This is a genomic window from Pseudoalteromonas shioyasakiensis (genome assembly GCF_001550135.1).
GTDB classification, from domain to species: Bacteria; Pseudomonadota; Gammaproteobacteria; order Enterobacterales; family Alteromonadaceae; genus Pseudoalteromonas; species Pseudoalteromonas shioyasakiensis.
In genome coordinates this window covers 55,968-73,426 of the sequence record NZ_LRUE01000010.1, presented here as the reverse complement: position 1 = coordinate 73,426, position 17,459 = coordinate 55,968, and the positions used below count along the sequence as shown (strand labels likewise).

The window sequence follows — 17,459 nt, the reverse complement described above, 5'->3', positions numbered from 1 at the left end:
CTACGGGGAAACATTAGGTGCTAGGATTCAGACTCTAGGACGCGATGTAAAATCGCTGCTACAGACTCGAAACTCGTTCCTCGTATCTCGCATCTCGTATCTCGTTCCTCGTATCTCGAAACTCGCTAACTTTCCCCTTTCCCCTTTCCCCTTGAAACTAGCAACTCGTAGCTAACAACTCGTACCTCGTTACCTACAACTTCGTTACCCACCCGTATTCACCATGGCTTTGAAACTTGTAGCTTTGATTACCGGCATCAAATTGGCCTTGTAGGGTGTTTTCTGTGAGGGTCATCACGGCTTGATGGCCTGCTTTAGCATGATCATTGACCTTGCCAAATACACTTCTATCGCCATTGCTGGCTTCGATGATGTTACTAATTTCGACGGTGTAACTGAGGTATTCGTCGATGACTAAAATAAAGTGATCGCCAGGTTGTAGGGTTTTTAGGGTGTCTAAATCAAATTCGCTGAATGCGGTGTTTGCTAATTGGTCAGGCAAACGGCCTTGTTTGTATAGGTAATCGTGCGCGTGATTAGATAGCTGATTAAGCGGCGCAGTTAAGTTCACAATGGGCTGTGGGGCTATTTGGTCGGCTTCTGCTTTGTAAGAGGCAACAAACTGCTGTGTGCTGGGTTTTGTTTTAAAACCATCACTTTGAATGTGCCATTCATTCAGTGCAAATGCTGTAAGTGGCAGAATGAAGATTAATGCAAGCGTCCTGTTCACATGTTTCTCTTACGGGTTTTTATGTTAACTCATTGTTAGTTTTTACCTCAAGTTAACAACTCGGTCAATAGTTAATCACTAAGTAGTGGTTTTTATTATCGTGTCGATAAAATTAATTTGTTTTACTCGGCTCTGAATGCTGAGCATAATCCGCGTTTTTTTGTCACCGAAACTCCAAGACTAGAGGTACCTACCATGCGCGGGTGGATCATTTATAAAGATAGCCAAGGCTTGTTAAAGCAAGAAACCTATGAAGTTGAACGTTTACTTGCTGCAGCCAAAGAAGAGGGCATAGATTTACAAGTTTACTCGCCAGATCAATTTGATCTAACTATTACTCGTGAAGACGGTAAAAGTATCTTAATTGATGGTCAATCTGTTGAATTACCGGACTTTGTTATTCCTCGTATGGGTGCAAGTACAACCTATTTTGCGCTGGCGATTATCCGCCATCTTGAGCGTTTAGGTGTTTATTGTGTCAATAGCTCGCAATCAATCGAAACAGTGAAAGACAAACTGTTTGCACAGCAAATTCTTGCTGAATGTAATTTACCTACGCCGAATACCATGTTGGTTAAGTTTCCGGTGAATATTGATTTGGTTGAAAAGCAAATTGGCTTTCCTGTGGTTATTAAAACGTTATCGGGCTCGCAGGGCAGTGGCGTGTTCTTATCAAAATCAAAAGAAGAGTTTGATGACTTAATGCAGCTGATTGAAGCGGCAAACCCACAAGCAAACATCATTTTACAGCAGTTTGTTAAGTCGAGTCATGGTCGTGATTTGCGAGTACTTACTATCGGTGGCCGTGCTGTTGCGTGTATGGAACGTAACTCACAGGGTAAAAATTTTAAAGCGAATGTCAGTGCTGGTGGTACAGGTAAGTCATTTCCTATTACGCCAGAAATCGAATGGCTTGCAACCCAAACTGCGAACGTACTTAACCTTGATGTGGCTGGCATTGATTTATTGTTTGATGAGCAGCACTTTAAAATTTGTGAAGCAAACTCAAGCCCTGGTTTTGAAGGCTTAGAAGGTGCGTTGGGTATTGATGTAGCCAAAGAGATTTTGCACTTCATTCGCATTCGTTTAGGTATTTTTGATAAGCCAAAAGTTGTCGAAGAGCCTTGTTTAGAGGCCGTTTAAACTTTCAAAAGGCGTGGTTATAACACGCCTTTTTTGTGTCATCTGTATAGTAAATAAATCTTAAAATACTACAAAAGTGTACAGTGCCATCTGGCAAATCATAGGATATGGTAGATTTTTAATTGCCAAGGAGTGTGTGTACATGAGTCAGCTCATCAGTCGAGCAACCGCTGGATTAGTGGCCGTTATTATTGGCTTTACCAGTTCAATCGCGCTTATTTATCAGGTTGTTATGGTGTTAGGTGGCACACCTGATTTAGTTGCCAGCTGGGTGTTAATGCTTGGTCTTGCGATGGGCGTCAGCTCGATTGCGTTGTCTTATTACTACAAAGTGCCCATTCTTATCGCGTGGTCAACAACCGGAGCGGCACTCCTTATTTCAAGTGCCCAAGGTTATAGCTTAAACCAAGCTGTTGGCGCGTTTATGTTCTCGGCGGCGCTGGTGTTTTTGTCTGGTATTACCGGCGTGTTCGAAAAAATGATGAACAAGATCCCAAGCCAATTGGCTTGTGCCATGCTTGCAGGCGTGCTGGTGAATTTTGGTATTGATGTGTTCAACTTTATGAGTGAGCTACCTTTAGTCATTGGTTTAATGGTGGCTGTTTATTTATGTGGAAAGCGCTATTTTCCTCGCTTTGCTATGCTTGCAGTGGTTGTTGCGGGCTTTTTAATGGCTGGTGTGACTGGGCAGATTGATACCTCTAGCTGGCAGTGGAAAATGAGCGAGTTTGCTTACATTGCGCCTGAGTTTGACTTAAACGCCATGATAAGTGTTGGTTTGCCGCTGTTTATTGTCACCATGACGTCGCAAAACTTACCGGGTATTGCTGTTTTAAAAGCACATCATTACAAAGCTCCTGTATCGGCAGCGTTAAATGTAACCGGGCTTTTAAATGTATTTATTGCACCATTTGGTGGTTATGCCATTAACCTGGCGGCTATAACGGCTGCCATTTGTATGAGCCCTGAGGCCGATAAAGACCCAAGCAAACGTTATTGGGCAAGCATTGCTGGTGGTGTTTTTTACATTATTATGGCGCTCCTTGCGGCAACCTTGGTCGGTTTGGTAGCAAGTTTGCCACAGGCATTAATTTTGGCGTTGGCAGGCATTGCACTCTTCGCCACCATTGCGAGCAGCTTACAGCAAGCCTTAACAGAGGCGTATTATACCGAAGCTGCGATCGTGACCTTTTTAGTTACAGCTTCAAACCTAACTTTGTTCTCTGTTGGTTCTGCGTTTTGGGGGATTGTTGCTGGCACGGTAACTTTGGTTATGACACGTAAGGATTAATGACACGCTTAAATATTAAAAAAGGCCCTAGTTACTGTATATAATAACTAGGGCCTTTTGTTATTTAAGTAATGGTTTTATCACTTCAAACATCGCATTGATATGGTCATCGCGGGTATTCAATGCAGGAATGTAGCGGTACTTTTCACCGCCTGCGTGTTCAAAGTTTTCGCGGTTTTCGCCTTCGAGTTCTTCTAACGTTTCTAAACAGTCAGCACTAAATGCAGGGCTTAGAATTGCAACATCTTTAATCCCTTCAGCAGGGTAGCTTTCAAGGGTTGCGTCTGTGTATGGCTTCAACCATTCAGCTTTACCAAAACGGCTTTGGAAAGTTGTTACAGCAAAGTCTTTCTCAAAGCCAAGTTTCTCTGCTACTAAACGGGTGGTTTGCATACAAAAGCAATAGTAAGGGTCGCCGTTTTCTAAAAACAGTTTAGGTGTACCGTGGTACGAAAACACCAATTTTTGGGGCGTGCCATGGGCATTAAGATCTTCGCTAATGCTAGCGGCTAGGGCATCAATGTATGTTGGGTTGTCGTGATAGCCATTAATAAAGTGTAGCTCAGGCACCCAGCGCCACTTACGAAGAACATTCGATACAGCATCAAACGTTGAGCCAATAGTAGTGCTTGAATATTGCGGGTACATTGGCAGTACGATCACGCGAGTGATGCCTTTTTCGCGCAGCTCTTCAAGGCCCGCTTCAATTGAAGGGTTTCCGTAGCGCATGGCCATGACCACTTCAGTGTCGTGGTGTCCTTTGTTTTTTAAAAGGGCTGCCAATTTTTTGCTTTGCTCTCGGGTAATATGCGTGAGCGGTGAGCCGTTTTCAGTCCAGATGCTTTTATAAAGTGCTGCTGAGCGTTTTGGGCGTAACGTAAGTACAAAGCAATAAAGGATGAACATCCAAATAAAGCGTGGGATCTCGACAATTCGAGGGTCCGATAAAAACTCGCGTAAATAAGTTCTAAGTGCCGCGGTAGTAGGGGCGTCTGGGCTCCCTAAGTTGGTCAGTAAAATGCCCGTTTTTTTGTTGAATCGGCCGTCATGAGGCTTATCGGTAATGGCGGAAAATCGCGACACTGAGTGCTCCTATATGAAGTAATCGTAATATAAATCACATTGTAACGAAGTAAGCTGATTATGTGATCACTTTATTCGCTAATTTTTGATCATGATCCTGAAAGGATTCGGTTTTCTTGCTTCAAGCTGCTGCAGCTTTGCAATTGATTTTGCACCAAACACATGCCCTTTAGGTAATAACAAAATACCGTCGTAGCTTCTTAGTGCGTGCCCAAGTACCATGCCGTTTTTAAGATCTTGAGCCGAGATAATTTTCATGGTGCCGACTTTTTGATCGCTGGCACACTTAATTTCTATGTTGTTAAGGGCTTCTAGAATTTTAGGGTGATAATAGGTTCCGCTATATAGCTGTAGTTGATCACGTGCTCTTTCAAAGTCACTTTCGTCTGCGCTCTTGAATTGTTCAACTGCTAGCCAAAAATCTCTTGCTACCGCTAATATCATAGCTTTTATCGGAATTTCTTTTCCTTTTAAGCCTTTAGGTTGGCCTGTCCCATTGTAATGTTCGAATTGGTAATAAATAGCCTCCGAGACATCATGTAAATGGGTAGCAGGCATGAGCATTAACTGCGCGGTACTTGGATGGGTGTAAAAGATTTTTTTTTGGTTTTCGGTTAGTTCTCTGGTTGGCTTTTTATAAAGCTCAGGCTCCATAGCGAGCAAGCCAATTTGTGCAAGATAACCTGTTATTTCTGCTCTTTCAATTCGCTGTTTTTCTAAGCCAAGGCTTTGTGCTAGTTGCTTACAAGTTGTGGCTATATTTTGCGCTTGGTTACCATCTAGGTAGGGGTTAGCGTTTATAAAGTTATATAAGATTTCGAAGGTGGTACGGTGCTCGTGTTTTTCACGCTCGTTGACTTCTTCGAGTTGTTTGAGCACTTTTCGAATTTGTAACGTACGCTTTTCTACCATTTGCTCAAGGTTGTTGTTTAGCTCTTTTAACTGGCTGTTTTGCGCTTTTATTTTTTGCTCTAACTGCTTGTTTTGGCGCTTTAATGAGGTTTTTTCTATGCCATCACTAATGTTTCGTAGCAGTAATTCGTTTTGCCATGGCTTTTGGATATAGGCATGAATTTTACCTTTATTGACAGCGGCAATGGTGTTGTCGATATCTGAGTAACCGGTTAGCAAAATTCGGTGTGGTTCTGGGTCTATATTAAGTGCTTGTGCAAAGAAGTCGGCGCCGTCCATGTTTGGCATACGCATGTCGCAAATGATCACATCGAAGCTATAAGTGGCCAAAACTTTTAGTCCTTCAAGTGGATCTGAGCTGGCTTTTGCAGTGATGTTGCTTGCTGCTAATAAGCGTAACAATGTGCGCAGCACGATTTCGTCATCATCTATGCATAAAACCTGAATATGTTGTTTGCTAACTTGTTCTGCCATACCGTTTTACTATGAGTCATCGTTAATCAATAACATAGCCTTAAATCAAGCCTTGTGCTAGGTTTTAAAAGAGACAAACAATGTTTGAGATGAATATGGATGACTTTAAGCAAGCCTATTTGTTAGAAAAAGCGGCCAGAGAAGAAGCTGAACAATTGCTCGCAGACAAAAGCCGTATTCTAGTCGCATTAAACAGTGAGCTTGAGCAAAAAATTGCTGACTTAGAGCATCATCAAGCTATGTTCATTCAAGCCGAAAAAATGGCCACTTTAGGCACTCTTTGTGCTGGGGTTGCCCATGAAATAAATAACCCTCTTGCCTATAGCATTAGTAATGTTGATTGTTTAAAAAATTACTGTAATTACTTTAGCGAGTTACTTGCTGTATGTGATGAATTTGCCTGCAACGATACTGATAAAGCCACGTTTTGTAAGCAGTTAACAGAGCTTAATAAAGTACATTCGTTTCGCTTTATGGCTGATGATTTACCTGAACTAATAAGCGACACCTCACAAGGCTTGCAAAGGATCAGTAAAATTGTGGCTAATTTACTGGATTTTTCGCGGCCTAAAAGTCACGACAAGCAATTTGCCGATATGACGGAGGCGGTAAAAAGTGCCGTTAAACTACTTGCTAATCAACTTCGTAATTGCCATTTGCATACCCAATACAGCCCGATATCACAAAGTTGGTGTAACTTACCCGCCATAAGCCAAGTGATTGTTAATATCTTAATTAATGCCAAATAAGCTTGTGATAATTTAAGCGCAAAAGCTGAAATATCCGTTGCTGTGTATGAACTTGAGCAGCATATTTATATCGATGTTGAAGATAATGGCGCCGGTATGTCAGAAGAAACCATTGCGAAAATATACGATCCCTTTTACACCACTAAACCTGTTGGTGAAGGCACCGGCATGGGGATGACCATGGTATATGCCATAGTGCATGAACATCAAGGATGTATTGATATTCAAAGTACAGAAGGAATGGGCACACGAATTAGCTGCGTGTTCCCGGTACAAAGTCAGGTCAGGAAGACTGTAACTAGCTGACAGTATTTCAGTTGTTGCAAAAATTTGTGAATTCGCTAGGGTAGGAATACACCCTTACCAAAACAACATGTAAAGGCTCAATATGCTTAACCAACAAAGTTCGGATGTATTTAAAAATTACCTCGCTAGTCAAAGAGAAACTAATCAAGTCAGCTTGGATCAAGTGATTGGCTATATGTCTGGTTTGTTAGCCTGCTCAGAGTTTTTTGGTGAGTCAGAGTTAGCAAATTATATTGCCGATAATGATGAAGCGGTATTCAACACCTTAATGACAGATTCAGAGCCGCGCGATGCAATGATTGAACTGCTCGACAACGTAACCGAAGCACAAGTTGAACAAAAGAAAATCTTAGCCGAATTATACCCAAATGAAGTTAACAGCAATGAACCAAGCCAAGCACTACAAGACTTTTGTAGCGGGTATATTGCAGCGTACATTGTGAACCAAGATATTTGGCACAGCGATTTACAATTTTTACTCAAGGCTGATTCGCAGCAAGAAAACGAAAGCGAAGATGGCCAGTTGTTTATTGATAATTTTGAAGCAACACTCGATTTACTTACTACTTTTGCAATGTGGGATCAGGCGCTGGCAAATCATCCTGAACCAGAAAAACTAGGCGAAGGGTTTGTCACCTTCTTTAATGCGCTAGACGAGAGCTTATCTGAGATTGCCACTATGGCGTTAATGCTTGAAGATGAAAAGCTGGCGATGCTTGAGCAAGATCAGTAAACATTTTCCTCCTCAGTAGAGATAAGCTGATAGTTGCATTATTTTGCTTGTTTCTACTGAAAAACGAATAATTCCAACCGTAAAAATTCCATTAATACTACAAATGGAAAAATTTATACCTAAGTCGTACCTGATTTTTCTTTCATTTTGTGTATTTGTTGATAGGATGTTTTGCAAGAGTTAACTCGCAGGCTTGAGTTAACTTTCAAAAATCGTGATTTCTAAAATCAACAACACGTGCTTAGTGCTTTTCTTAATTTCTCCAAAAGGGGCGTCTTTTTGTTTTAAGGAAAGCCTGAATATCAACAGGATACACATGACAACACATTCTTTAAGTATGCTGGCCGTTGCGGTTAGTGTGGCTGTTTCTGCGACTTCAGTGCAGGCAGCAGAGCAAGCATCTGCTGCGAAAGCAGATAAAAACATCGAACAAATCTCTGTATTAGGCTCACGAGTTGCCAATCGTACGGCTACCGAATCAACATCGCCGGTTGATTTGATTGATGCTGACGACTTAAACAAAGGTGGTTTCACTGAACTGGGCCAAAGTCTGCAAGCGACGGCTCCTTCATTTAACTTTTCTCGTACGCAAGTGTCAGATGGCTCTGACTTATTTAGACCTGCGACTCTTCGTGGTTTACAGCCAGACCAAACGTTAGTGCTTATAAATGGTAAACGCCGCCATAACCAATCTATTTTTGGTTTAAATGGTACTGTAGGTGCCGGTGCTGCGGGTACCGATATGAATGCGATTCCGCTTACTGCGTTAAAAGGCGTTGAAGTACTTCGTGATGGTGCTGCTGCGCAATATGGTTCTGATGCGATAGCCGGTGTTATCAACTTATCGTTAAACGATTCAACGGGTGTTACAACGGGCTATGTGCAAGCGGGTAGCACGGGTGAAGGCGATGGTGACACTATTTCAATGGGTTTAAACCGTGGCTTTGATTTAGGTGATGAAGGCGGCTTCATTAACTTTTCTTTAGAATACCGTGATGCTGATGGCACCAACCGAGCTGAACGTGATACTGGAGGCTCAGTTGATGTACCAGCCGGTACGCTGTCTGACGAAGTTCGTTGGGGACAGGGGAATGCTGATAGCGAATTTACCTCTGTGTTTTATAACATGGCATTACCATTTGGTGAGACCGAGCTTTACTCATTTGGCGGATACTCAAACCGTACTGCCCTAGGTAATGGTTTTTACCGTAACTTTGACCAAGCAGCGAAGAACGTTGTGCAAGTATATGGCGATGGCTTTTTACCTCGTATCGATAACGAAGCCGAAGATATTTCGTTTTCACTTGGTTTGCGCGGAGAGCTAAATCCAGATTGGAGCTATGACGTATCTGCCGTATATGGTGAGAATAGCTATGATTTCACTTCAAAAAATACTCTAAATGCGTCGTATGCTGCTGAATATGTGGCGAATAACCCAGATGCAAGTGATGCTGATATTGCTGCTAATGCGGGCCCTTCAGGCGGATACTCAGGTGGCTTTAGATTTGATCAAACAACCGTTAATGCAGACCTTAATGGTATTGTAGATATTGGTCGCAGCGAGCCATTATACGTATCTGTGGGTGCTGAGTACCGTAAAGAAAATTATGAAATCGTGCCGGGCGAAGAAGCCTCTTATGCATGTGGTTTAGCTAATTCAGATACCTCATACCCTGCGGTAAACGACAGCAGCGTATTCGCTGAGTGTGGTTTCCAAGCTTATAACGGTTTACGCCCTGAAGCGTCAAACAAAGAGAGCCGTCACAGCTATGCATTTTATGTAAATGCCGAAACGCTGATCACGGACGCATGGCAAGTAAGTACAGCGCTTCGTTATGAAGACTTCTCTGATGCAGGTGATGACATCATTGGTAAGCTAGCAACGCGCTATGAAATTACCGATGACTTTGCCGTGCGTGGTGCGATTTCTTCTGGCTTTAGAGCACCATCACTGCAACAAAGTGCCTATACAGCCTACACCACCAACTTAGGTGCTGGTGGCGTGTTATTGCAATCATTCACAGCAACAGCGGGCTCTGATTTCCCATCAGCACTTGGCGTTGATAGCCTTGGCCTTGAAAGCTCAGAAAACTTAAGTGCAGGTTTTGTTTACAACGTAACTAGCGATTTATCGCTAACCGTTGATTTTTACCATGTTGCTATTAAAGACAGAATTACCCTTGGCAGCTTAATGTCGGCGGACGATGTTTCATTTAGTGCCGAGGCCGTGGCCGCGCTTAATGCAACAGGAGCACAGCAAGCTAACTACTTCTCAAACTCAGTTGATTCAACCACCAAAGGGGTTGATATTATTGCTTCGTACCGCACCGATTTGTATGACGGTAATTTCTCAGCAACCTTTGCGGGTAACATTAACGAAACTGAAATTGATGATGTAAATGCACCTGAGGGGATTCCTGAGTCAATCGCCCTTGATGATTTACAACGTAGTTTCTTAACAGACGGTCAACCTGGTGAGCGTGCAACGCTAACGTTTGAATACGATCGTGGCGATTTCAACAGCATGCTACGCTTTAACTACTATGGTGAAACAGACGTTAAATACTTTGGTAATGACCACATTGGTTTACCTGATGAGTTATCACCTACCGGTGAGTTTAAAGACACAAGCACGGTAGAATCAGCGGTATTAGTGGATGTTAACGTGGGCTATCAGCTAACAGACGAACTCATGCTATCGGCGGGTATTGATAATATCTTTGATGTAACGCCAGACGAGCTAGGTGAAGATGAAGCGCTTGATTTTATTACGAATAAAGCTTTTAAATACCCTGTTCGAGCACTACCTTATGGCTTTGATGGTATGACCTACTACGCAAAATTAAGTTTTAGTTTTTAATTCCTAAGTTGATATGAAACTTAAATAGCGCCTAACGGCGCTATTTTTTTGCTTAATTGTAGTATTCGACATTTTTCACTCTAATTAATGACAGCTGTCTTTAATTAGAAAGTTGCAAGGGGAAAGTTAGCGAGAGTAAAGGGGAAAGTTAGCGAGAGTAAAGAGGAAAGTTAGCGAGAGTAAAGGGGAAAGTTAGCGAGTTTCGAGGTGCGAGATACGAGACATGAGATGCGAGACACGAGTCTGTAGCAGCGATTTTATATCGCGTTTCTCTCGAACCTAGCCATGTAGGCGTTATGCTTGCATGGCGCGCGAAATAAATTTCACGCCTACGTCTACTAGTTTTACATTTGAGTGGTGTTTGAGAGCTCATGGCTGAAGCCATTCCTACGAACGCATCAGATTTATATCGCGTTTACTCTCGTATCTCGCACCTCGTATCTCGAACCTCGAACCTCGAACCTCGAACCTAGCTACGTAGGCGTTATGCTTGCATGGCGCGCGAAATAAATTTCACGCCTACGTCTACTAGTTTTACATTTGAGTGGTGTTTGAGAGCTCATGGCTGAAGCCATTCCTACGAACGCATCAGATTTATATCGCGTTTACTCTCGTATCTCGTATCTCTCACCACGCATCTCGCACCTAGCTCCTAGCTCCTAACACCTCGAACATCTCATCTCATAATTCACATCCCTCACCAATGGCGCGGAATAAAGCCGCTGCTACGTAGGCGTTATGCTTGCATGGCGCGCGAAATAAATTTCACGCCTACGTCGAGTAGTCTTATATTTGTGTGGTGTTTGAGAGTTCATGGCTGAAGCCATTCCTACGAACGCATCAGATTTATATCGCGTTTACTCTCGTATCTCGCACCTCGTATCTCGAACCTCGAACCTCGAACCTCGAACCTAGCTACGTAGGCGTTATGCTTGCATGGCGCGCGAAATAAATTTCACGCCTACGTCTACTAGTTTTACATTTGTGTGGTGTTTGAGAGCTCATGGCTGAAGCCATTCCTACTAACGCATCAAATTTATATCGCGTTTACTCTCGTATCTCGTATCTCTCACCACGCATCTCGTACCTCACATCTCTCACCTCGCATCTCGCACCTAGCACCTAGCACCTCGCATCTCGCATCTCGTATCTCGTATCTCGTATCTCGTATCTCTCACCTCGCATCTCGAACCTAGCTCCTAGTCCCTAGAGCCTAGCCTCTCGGATCTCGAACCTAGTCCCTTTTAACTCGCTCGCATATCTCGCGCATTTGTTGTTTTATTTCGGGTTCTTTTTCATCGAATAATTTGGTGATACGTTCGATATAGGCATGGTTTTCTTCGAATGGCACGCCGATCTCGTAGACATCGGCAGCTTCTCGTAGCATTTCTTTATCAAACTCACTGAAAATATCGACCATTTCTTGGGCTTTTTCTCGTTCAATACCGAGTGCTTCAAATGATGAACGGCCCATGCGCATGGTGCTGTCGTAGGTTTCGCGAATAATATCTCGACAGCCGTAAGCCCATAAATCGTATACATGATGGCGGTCTACGGCGCGGGCAACCACATGTAAATGCGGGTAATTTTGCATCGCATAGCGAACTAATTTAGTGATTTGTTCGGCATCATCAAGCGCAACAACCAGCAGTTTTGCATCTTCAATGCCTGCAGCACTGAGTAGATCTGGTCGAGTGGCATCACCAAAAAAGTTACGAATACCAACACGCTCAAGGGCCTCAAGTTGTTTGTAGTTGTAATCAATCACGGTGGTTTTATAGCCGCCAGCTTGTAAAATACGGTCAACCAGCCCACCCATTCTGCCTGAGCCTGCGATGATCACATGGCTATCATCAGGGAACTCTTCTGTTTCTTTTCCTGCTTGCTCACAAATAAAGCGCGGTGCTATCACACGTTGATAGAGAATAAATAACCCCGGCGAAAGCAGCATTGATAAGGTCACAACCAGTAATAGTTGGTCGGCAACGGCTGCGGCTAAAACATTATTAGACACACTGTAAGCCAGTAGTACAAAACCAAACTCACCAGCTTGTGCAAGCCCTAGTGCTAACAACCAAAGTGCGGCGCCTCTTAAGCCAAAAATGCGGCCTAAAATTAATAGCACAACTGTTTTAGTTGCAATCAGTGCGCCGGTTAATAGCACGATGGTAGCTAGGTTATCTGCGAGTAATTGAAAATTGATACTTGCGCCAACGGTGATAAAGAATAATCCAAGTAATAGCCCTTTGAAGGGATCGATATTACTTTCAAGCTCATGTTTATAAGGTGAATTTGCAAGCACAACACCCGCTAAAAAGGTGCCAAGTGCAGGTGATAAGCCAACTAATGACATCATCAAAGCGATACCAATCACGAAGAATAAGGCTGTAGCGGTAAATAGCTCGCGAAGCCGTGCTTGTGCAACAAATCTAAAAATCGGTGCGGTTAAGTAGTTACCGCCAAAAACGACGAGCGTAATCATACCTAAAGTAACCAGCGCTGCTTGCCAGCTCTCAAGGTTTGCTACCAAACTCAAACCACCATGACCGTCTTCGCTTGCATGGGCTGTACCTGCAATGGCGGGTGCTAATTCAGGTAAAGCAAGCAAGGGAATAAACGCAAGCATAGGAATAACGGCTATGTCTTGGGTGAGTAGTACGCTAAATGAGGCTTGGCCACCATCTGATTTTAATAGCCCGCGCTCTGAAAGCGTTTGCAGCACAATCGCGGTCGATGAAAGCGATAAAATTAAGCCTATTGTAAGTGCTGTTTGCCAAGCATGGCCAAATGCTAAACCAATCCCAGTAAACGCGGCAGCTGATAAAATCACTTGTCCGCCACCAAGGCCAATAAGCTGTTTTCGCATTGACCAAAGCGCTTTGGGTTCAAGTTCTAAGCCAACAATAAACAGCATCATTACTACACCAAACTCAGCAAAATGCTGGATGGCAATCACATCAACATTTAAAAATGTCAGTGTTGGCCCAATAACAATACCTGCGAGTAAATAGCCAAGCACAGAGCCAAGCCCAAATTTGCTGGCAATAGGCACGGCGATAATGCCTGCAATGAGGAATATATAGGCGATTAAGAGAAAGTCAGTCATCGTAATCCTGTTTGTTTTTAATTAACTATGGTTGTTTTCGCTAGTTTTGCCAGCAGTTAGGTAGTGAATGCAATCAAAATACGAATTTAGTCAGTAAAATGACAACAAGGCATGGTGTTTAGTCAAAACGAGTAAGACAAAGTAAGGGGTAAAAAATCATCGATTTTTCCTTAAAAATACTTGCGTAGCGCTAGGCTAGGTATATACTCGCAACACATTTAATAGGAGCAAAAAATGAGCAAAAAGAAACAACGCACACAAGGCCAAGTAGATACTGGTCGCGGTGTCATTAACGATAATGTGTACGCCGCAATGGTGACATCTAAGCTGTTCACAGCAAAAGTAGAGAAGCCTAAAAAAGGTAAAGGTGCATATCAACGTAAGGCAAAACATGCAGGACGAGAGTCCTATTTAATCGCTGCTTAATTAAGTTGTGATCAAATAGGATTTTTGTGAAAAGCAAACACTGAGTGTTTGCTTTTTTTATGACTAAATTTCGTGTTAAGAATAATTTTCACTCTATTTTTATAGAAATTATTACCTGAAAACTAATTTATTCGTTATATACCCATAATCGATACGGTAATTATTTTCGCCTACCCTCACACAAACGTTGCTTGTTTTTTATACAAGCCAGAAGTGCCGTGCTTTCCATGGTTAAAATATTGTTAACTTTATGTTCATTCTTACTCGGTAGAATCATCCTCGTTTTTGCTTGTTGATAAAAATAATTAATTCTTTTTTAGTGGTTTTAACTGAATCTCGCATCAAAAAGTGTGTTTATTTTACCCTTTAAAGGTAAATACAAGCTTGACGTAATAGCGCTTTGTGTTACTTTAAAGTTGGATTTGTAAAATAAATGTTATTAAAACTTTGGGCGGAGGGAGCGAATGAGCTCGCATAAATTAATAAGAAATGCCTTTAAACTGAGTGCGCTGTCACTAGGTTTATACGGCTTTACAGCACAGGCTGCGATTGATTGCAGCAACTTAGAAGTGTGGCAACAAGGGCAAACACATGTTGGTGGTGATCAGGTTCAGGCACAAGGTAGCGCTTATGAAGCGAAGTGGTGGACGCAAACCAACCCTGTGGAGACTTCTGGTGTCGATCAAGAGTGGCGTTTATTGAGTGTTTGTGACAGCGTTGTCAATGAGAATCAAGCACCTCAAATTAGCAGCTTAACACCCGCAGAGGGTTCTTTATTTACCACAAGTGACAGCGTTGTCATAAGCGCTGTCGCCGCTGATCCTGATGGTAGCGTGGCAAGTGTAGAGTTTTTTGTTGATGGTACATCGCTGAGTGTAGTGACAAGCGCACCTTATTCAGCGAGCTGGCAAGCAACGCAAGGCAGCCATGTGATAAGCGCGGTCGCAACGGATGATTTGGGGCTAACCTCTACAGCGGTTGCACATTCAGTGAGTGTGTCTGATGACGTTGAGCCGGTTAACCAAGCGCCAGTGGCAAGCATTGAATTTAGCTCACTGCCATCACAAGTAACTGTGGGTGACAGTGTGGTGTTTGCGCTTTCTGGCACTGATAGCGATGGCCAAGTGACTGCGTTATCGTTAACTGAAAACAGCACTGAAGTTCATCAAGCAAGTGCCGCTTCTTCAAGTTATACGTGGCAGGCTCCAGCACTTGGGCAATTTTCATTTACCTTAACGGTGACCGATAACGAAGGCGCGACGGATACACAAAGCAAAGTTGTTAATGTTGTTGAAGCAACAGAACCTGGTAGCGATTGTAAACCGCAAGGCTTATACCAAACACCGGGTGTGAATACCCCATACTGTAGTGTGTATGATACAAATGGCCGCGAGAAAATGGGCGCCGATCATCCACGCCGAGTTATTGGTTATTTTACGAGTTGGCGAAATGGTGCCAATGGTCAGCCAAGCTACTTAGTGAATGATATCCCTTGGGACAAGATCACCCATATTAACTATGCCTTTGCGCATGTTGATGGCAATAACAAGGTCTCGATTGGTGATCCCAATGCAGCTGGCAACCCAGCGACAAATATGACTTGGCCGGGCGTTACAGGCGCTGAAATGGATCCAAGTTTTAGTTACACAGGTCACTTTAACTTACTCAATAAATTCAAAAAACAACACCCAGATGTAAAAACCTTAATCTCTGTAGGTGGTTGGGCTGAAACTGGCGGTTATTTTGGTGAAGACGGTACTCGCGTAAATAGCGGTGGTTTCTACACGATGACAACCAATGCCGATGGCTCCGTGAATCAAGCGGGAATTGATGCCTTTGCGAAAAGTGCCGTTGAATTTATTGAAACCTACGGCTTTGATGGTGTCGATATTGATTACGAATACCCATCGTCAATGAATGACTCAGGCCACCCTGATGATTTTCCTATCTCTAATGCACGTCGTGCAGGTCTTAATGCCTCGTATCGCGTATTGATGCAAAAACTACGTGAAGAACTTGATATTGCAGGTGAAAAGGCAGGTAAGCATTATTTGTTAACAATTGCTTCGCCATCTTCAGGTTACTTATTACGTGGTATGGAAACATTCCAAAGCGTGAAGTATCTCGATTACGTTAACATTATGTCTTATGACTTACATGGTGCATGGAATTCACATGTAGGCCACAACGCAGCCTTGTTTGATACCGGTCTTGATTCTGAATTAGCGCAATGGGGCGTTTATACCACCGCTGAGTTTGAAGGTATTGGTTACTTAAATACGGATTGGGCTGTGCGTTACTTCCGCGGTGCGGTCTCTGCGGGTCGAATCAATATTGGTATTCCATATTACACCCGTGGCTTTAAAGATGTGTCGGGCGGTACTAATGGTTTATGGGGCCAAGCAGCGCTGCCAGATCAATCAAAATGTGCTAAAGGGACAGGCGTTGGTGAGAAAAACCAATGCGGTAATGGCGCACTTGGCATAGATAACCTATGGCACGATAAGAACGATGTTGGTGAAGAAATGCCAGCAGGTTCGAACCCGCTATGGCATGCGAAAAATCTCGAAAATGGCATTAACCCTTCTTACCTTGAAATCTATGGCCTAACGCCAGAAACCGATGCAGATGATGTATTAACGGGTACTTACACACGTTTTTACGATGATGTAGCGGTTGCTCCATGGCTATGGAATGCAGAGAAAAAGGTATTCTTATCAATTGAAGATGAGCAATCAATGGCAACCAAAGTTGATTATGTTATCAACAATGGCCTTGGTGGCATTATGTTCTGGGAGCTTGCTGGTGACTATGATTATGACTCAGCGAAAGGTGAGTACTTCATGGGCTCAAGCTTAACCACACTTGCTTACGATAAATTTAACCAAAGTGGTGTGGCTTACAACACTCATCAAGGCAATGTCGATTTTACCCTGCCAAGCGAAGCTGTAGACGTAAGCTTTACAGTGAAAGACTTCCCAATTGGTGATGATAACTACCCAATTTCACCTACATTCGCATTCACCAATAACTCAGATATCGACTTAAGCGGCGCAAAAATCAGCTTTGATGTGCCCGTTTCTACCTCGGCAATTTTCAAATCAAATTGGAATGCACAAGAAAAGCTCGGCATGGCTGTTGAAGCGAATGGCTCGAATGCAGCTGGCGATAATATCGGCGGCTTTGAAAATGAGTTCCATCGTTTTTCAATCACCTTAGTGAATGAGTGGGGCGGTATCGAAAAGTCATTTAACACAGGTGAAACCGTTGAGGCACAAGTTATGTACTACATGCCAATTACGGGGCCAACTAATTTCACTATTGAGAAAAATGGCAAAACTTACGCTTTTAAATACGAATACCCAATGCTACCAGATGGCACTGCAGGCAGTGGTGATACTGGCGGTGATACCGGTGGTGATACCGGTGGTGATACGGGTGGCGAGGGAAGCTGTAATGGTGTTGATGTAGCAAGCATCCCTGTGTATCCAAATTGGCCGCAAACTGACTGGGCTGGTAACCCAAGCCATGCTGTTGGCGGCGACTTAATGAATCACAACAACGTGATTTACGAAGCAAAGTGGTGGACGAGCACAGAGCCAGGCACATCGGCTGACTGGACGGTGAGTTGCACGCTTTAACCAAC

Annotated in this window: 12 protein-coding genes; 8 read left to right on the top strand and 4 right to left on the bottom strand. The window is 43.2% G+C overall.

The window, feature by feature from the left end; all coding sequences use genetic code 11:
* Positions 1-193: 193 nt before the first annotated feature.
* The gene (locus PASHI_RS04610; RefSeq protein ID WP_055199089.1) at positions 194-730 is read right to left on the bottom strand and encodes a hypothetical protein; all 537 of its coding nucleotides are present in this window, start codon (positions 728-730) and stop codon (positions 194-196) included.
* Between the two features lie 195 nt (positions 731-925).
* On the opposite strand from PASHI_RS04610, the gene PASHI_RS04605 reads away from it, so the two are divergent.
* Together PASHI_RS04605 and PASHI_RS04600 are read left to right on the top strand one after the other, a co-directional pair.
* The gene (locus PASHI_RS04605; RefSeq protein WP_062564751.1) at positions 926-1,873 is read left to right on the top strand and encodes an ATP-grasp domain-containing protein; all 948 of its coding nucleotides are present in this window, start codon (positions 926-928) and stop codon (positions 1,871-1,873) included.
* A gap of 142 nt (positions 1,874-2,015) precedes the next feature.
* Complete coding sequence (locus PASHI_RS04600; protein WP_062564750.1) at positions 2,016-3,164, top strand: benzoate/H(+) symporter BenE family transporter; 1,149 nt, start codon at positions 2,016-2,018, stop codon at positions 3,162-3,164.
* A gap of 60 nt (positions 3,165-3,224) precedes the next feature.
* Here PASHI_RS04600 and hemH read toward each other — a convergent pair whose 3' ends face one another.
* Both hemH and nosR read right to left on the bottom strand, forming a co-directional pair.
* Positions 3,225-4,247, bottom strand: coding sequence for a ferrochelatase (hemH, locus tag PASHI_RS04595; RefSeq protein ID WP_062564749.1), 1,023 nt, complete (start codon positions 4,245-4,247; stop codon positions 3,225-3,227).
* A 78-nt stretch (positions 4,248-4,325) separates the two neighbouring features.
* Positions 4,326-5,633, bottom strand: coding sequence for a response regulator c-di-GMP phosphodiesterase, NosR family (gene nosR / locus PASHI_RS04590; protein ID WP_062564748.1), 1,308 nt, complete (start codon positions 5,631-5,633; stop codon positions 4,326-4,328).
* Between the two features lie 80 nt (positions 5,634-5,713).
* Here nosR and PASHI_RS04585 point away from each other — a divergent pair, with 80 nt between their 5' ends.
* From PASHI_RS04585 to PASHI_RS04570, 4 genes are all read left to right on the top strand, one after another.
* Entirely contained in the window at positions 5,714-6,382 is a 669-nt protein-coding gene (locus PASHI_RS04585; protein WP_062564747.1) for a sensor histidine kinase, read from the top strand.
* A 30-nt stretch (positions 6,383-6,412) separates the two neighbouring features.
* Positions 6,413-6,688, top strand: coding sequence for a sensor histidine kinase (locus tag PASHI_RS04580; RefSeq protein WP_082710865.1), 276 nt, complete (start codon positions 6,413-6,415; stop codon positions 6,686-6,688).
* Between the two features lie 82 nt (positions 6,689-6,770).
* The gene (locus tag PASHI_RS04575) at positions 6,771-7,421 is read left to right on the top strand and encodes a UPF0149 family protein (protein WP_062564745.1); all 651 of its coding nucleotides are present in this window, start codon (positions 6,771-6,773) and stop codon (positions 7,419-7,421) included.
* 316 nt (positions 7,422-7,737) lie between these two features.
* Positions 7,738-10,281: a TonB-dependent receptor plug domain-containing protein gene (locus PASHI_RS04570; RefSeq protein WP_062564744.1), complete on the top strand. Its 2,544-nt coding sequence runs from the start codon at positions 7,738-7,740 to the stop codon at positions 10,279-10,281.
* A gap of 1,234 nt (positions 10,282-11,515) precedes the next feature.
* Here PASHI_RS04570 and PASHI_RS04565 read toward each other — a convergent pair.
* Positions 11,516-13,387: a monovalent cation:proton antiporter-2 (CPA2) family protein gene (locus PASHI_RS04565; RefSeq protein ID WP_062564743.1), complete on the bottom strand. Its 1,872-nt coding sequence runs from the start codon at positions 13,385-13,387 to the stop codon at positions 11,516-11,518.
* Positions 13,388-13,621: 234 nt separating this feature from the next.
* Between PASHI_RS04565 and arfA the strand changes: the two genes are divergently transcribed.
* Together arfA and PASHI_RS04555 are read left to right on the top strand one after the other, a co-directional pair.
* Positions 13,622-13,813, top strand: coding sequence for an alternative ribosome rescue factor ArfA (arfA, locus tag PASHI_RS04560; RefSeq protein WP_054563243.1), 192 nt, complete (start codon positions 13,622-13,624; stop codon positions 13,811-13,813).
* 464 nt (positions 13,814-14,277) lie between these two features.
* Positions 14,278-17,454 carry a glycosyl hydrolase family 18 protein gene (locus PASHI_RS04555; RefSeq protein WP_062564742.1) on the top strand — a complete coding sequence of 1,059 codons (3,177 nt, stop codon included), beginning with the start codon at positions 14,278-14,280 and terminating at the stop codon, positions 17,452-17,454.
* Positions 17,455-17,459 lie beyond the last annotated feature (5 nt).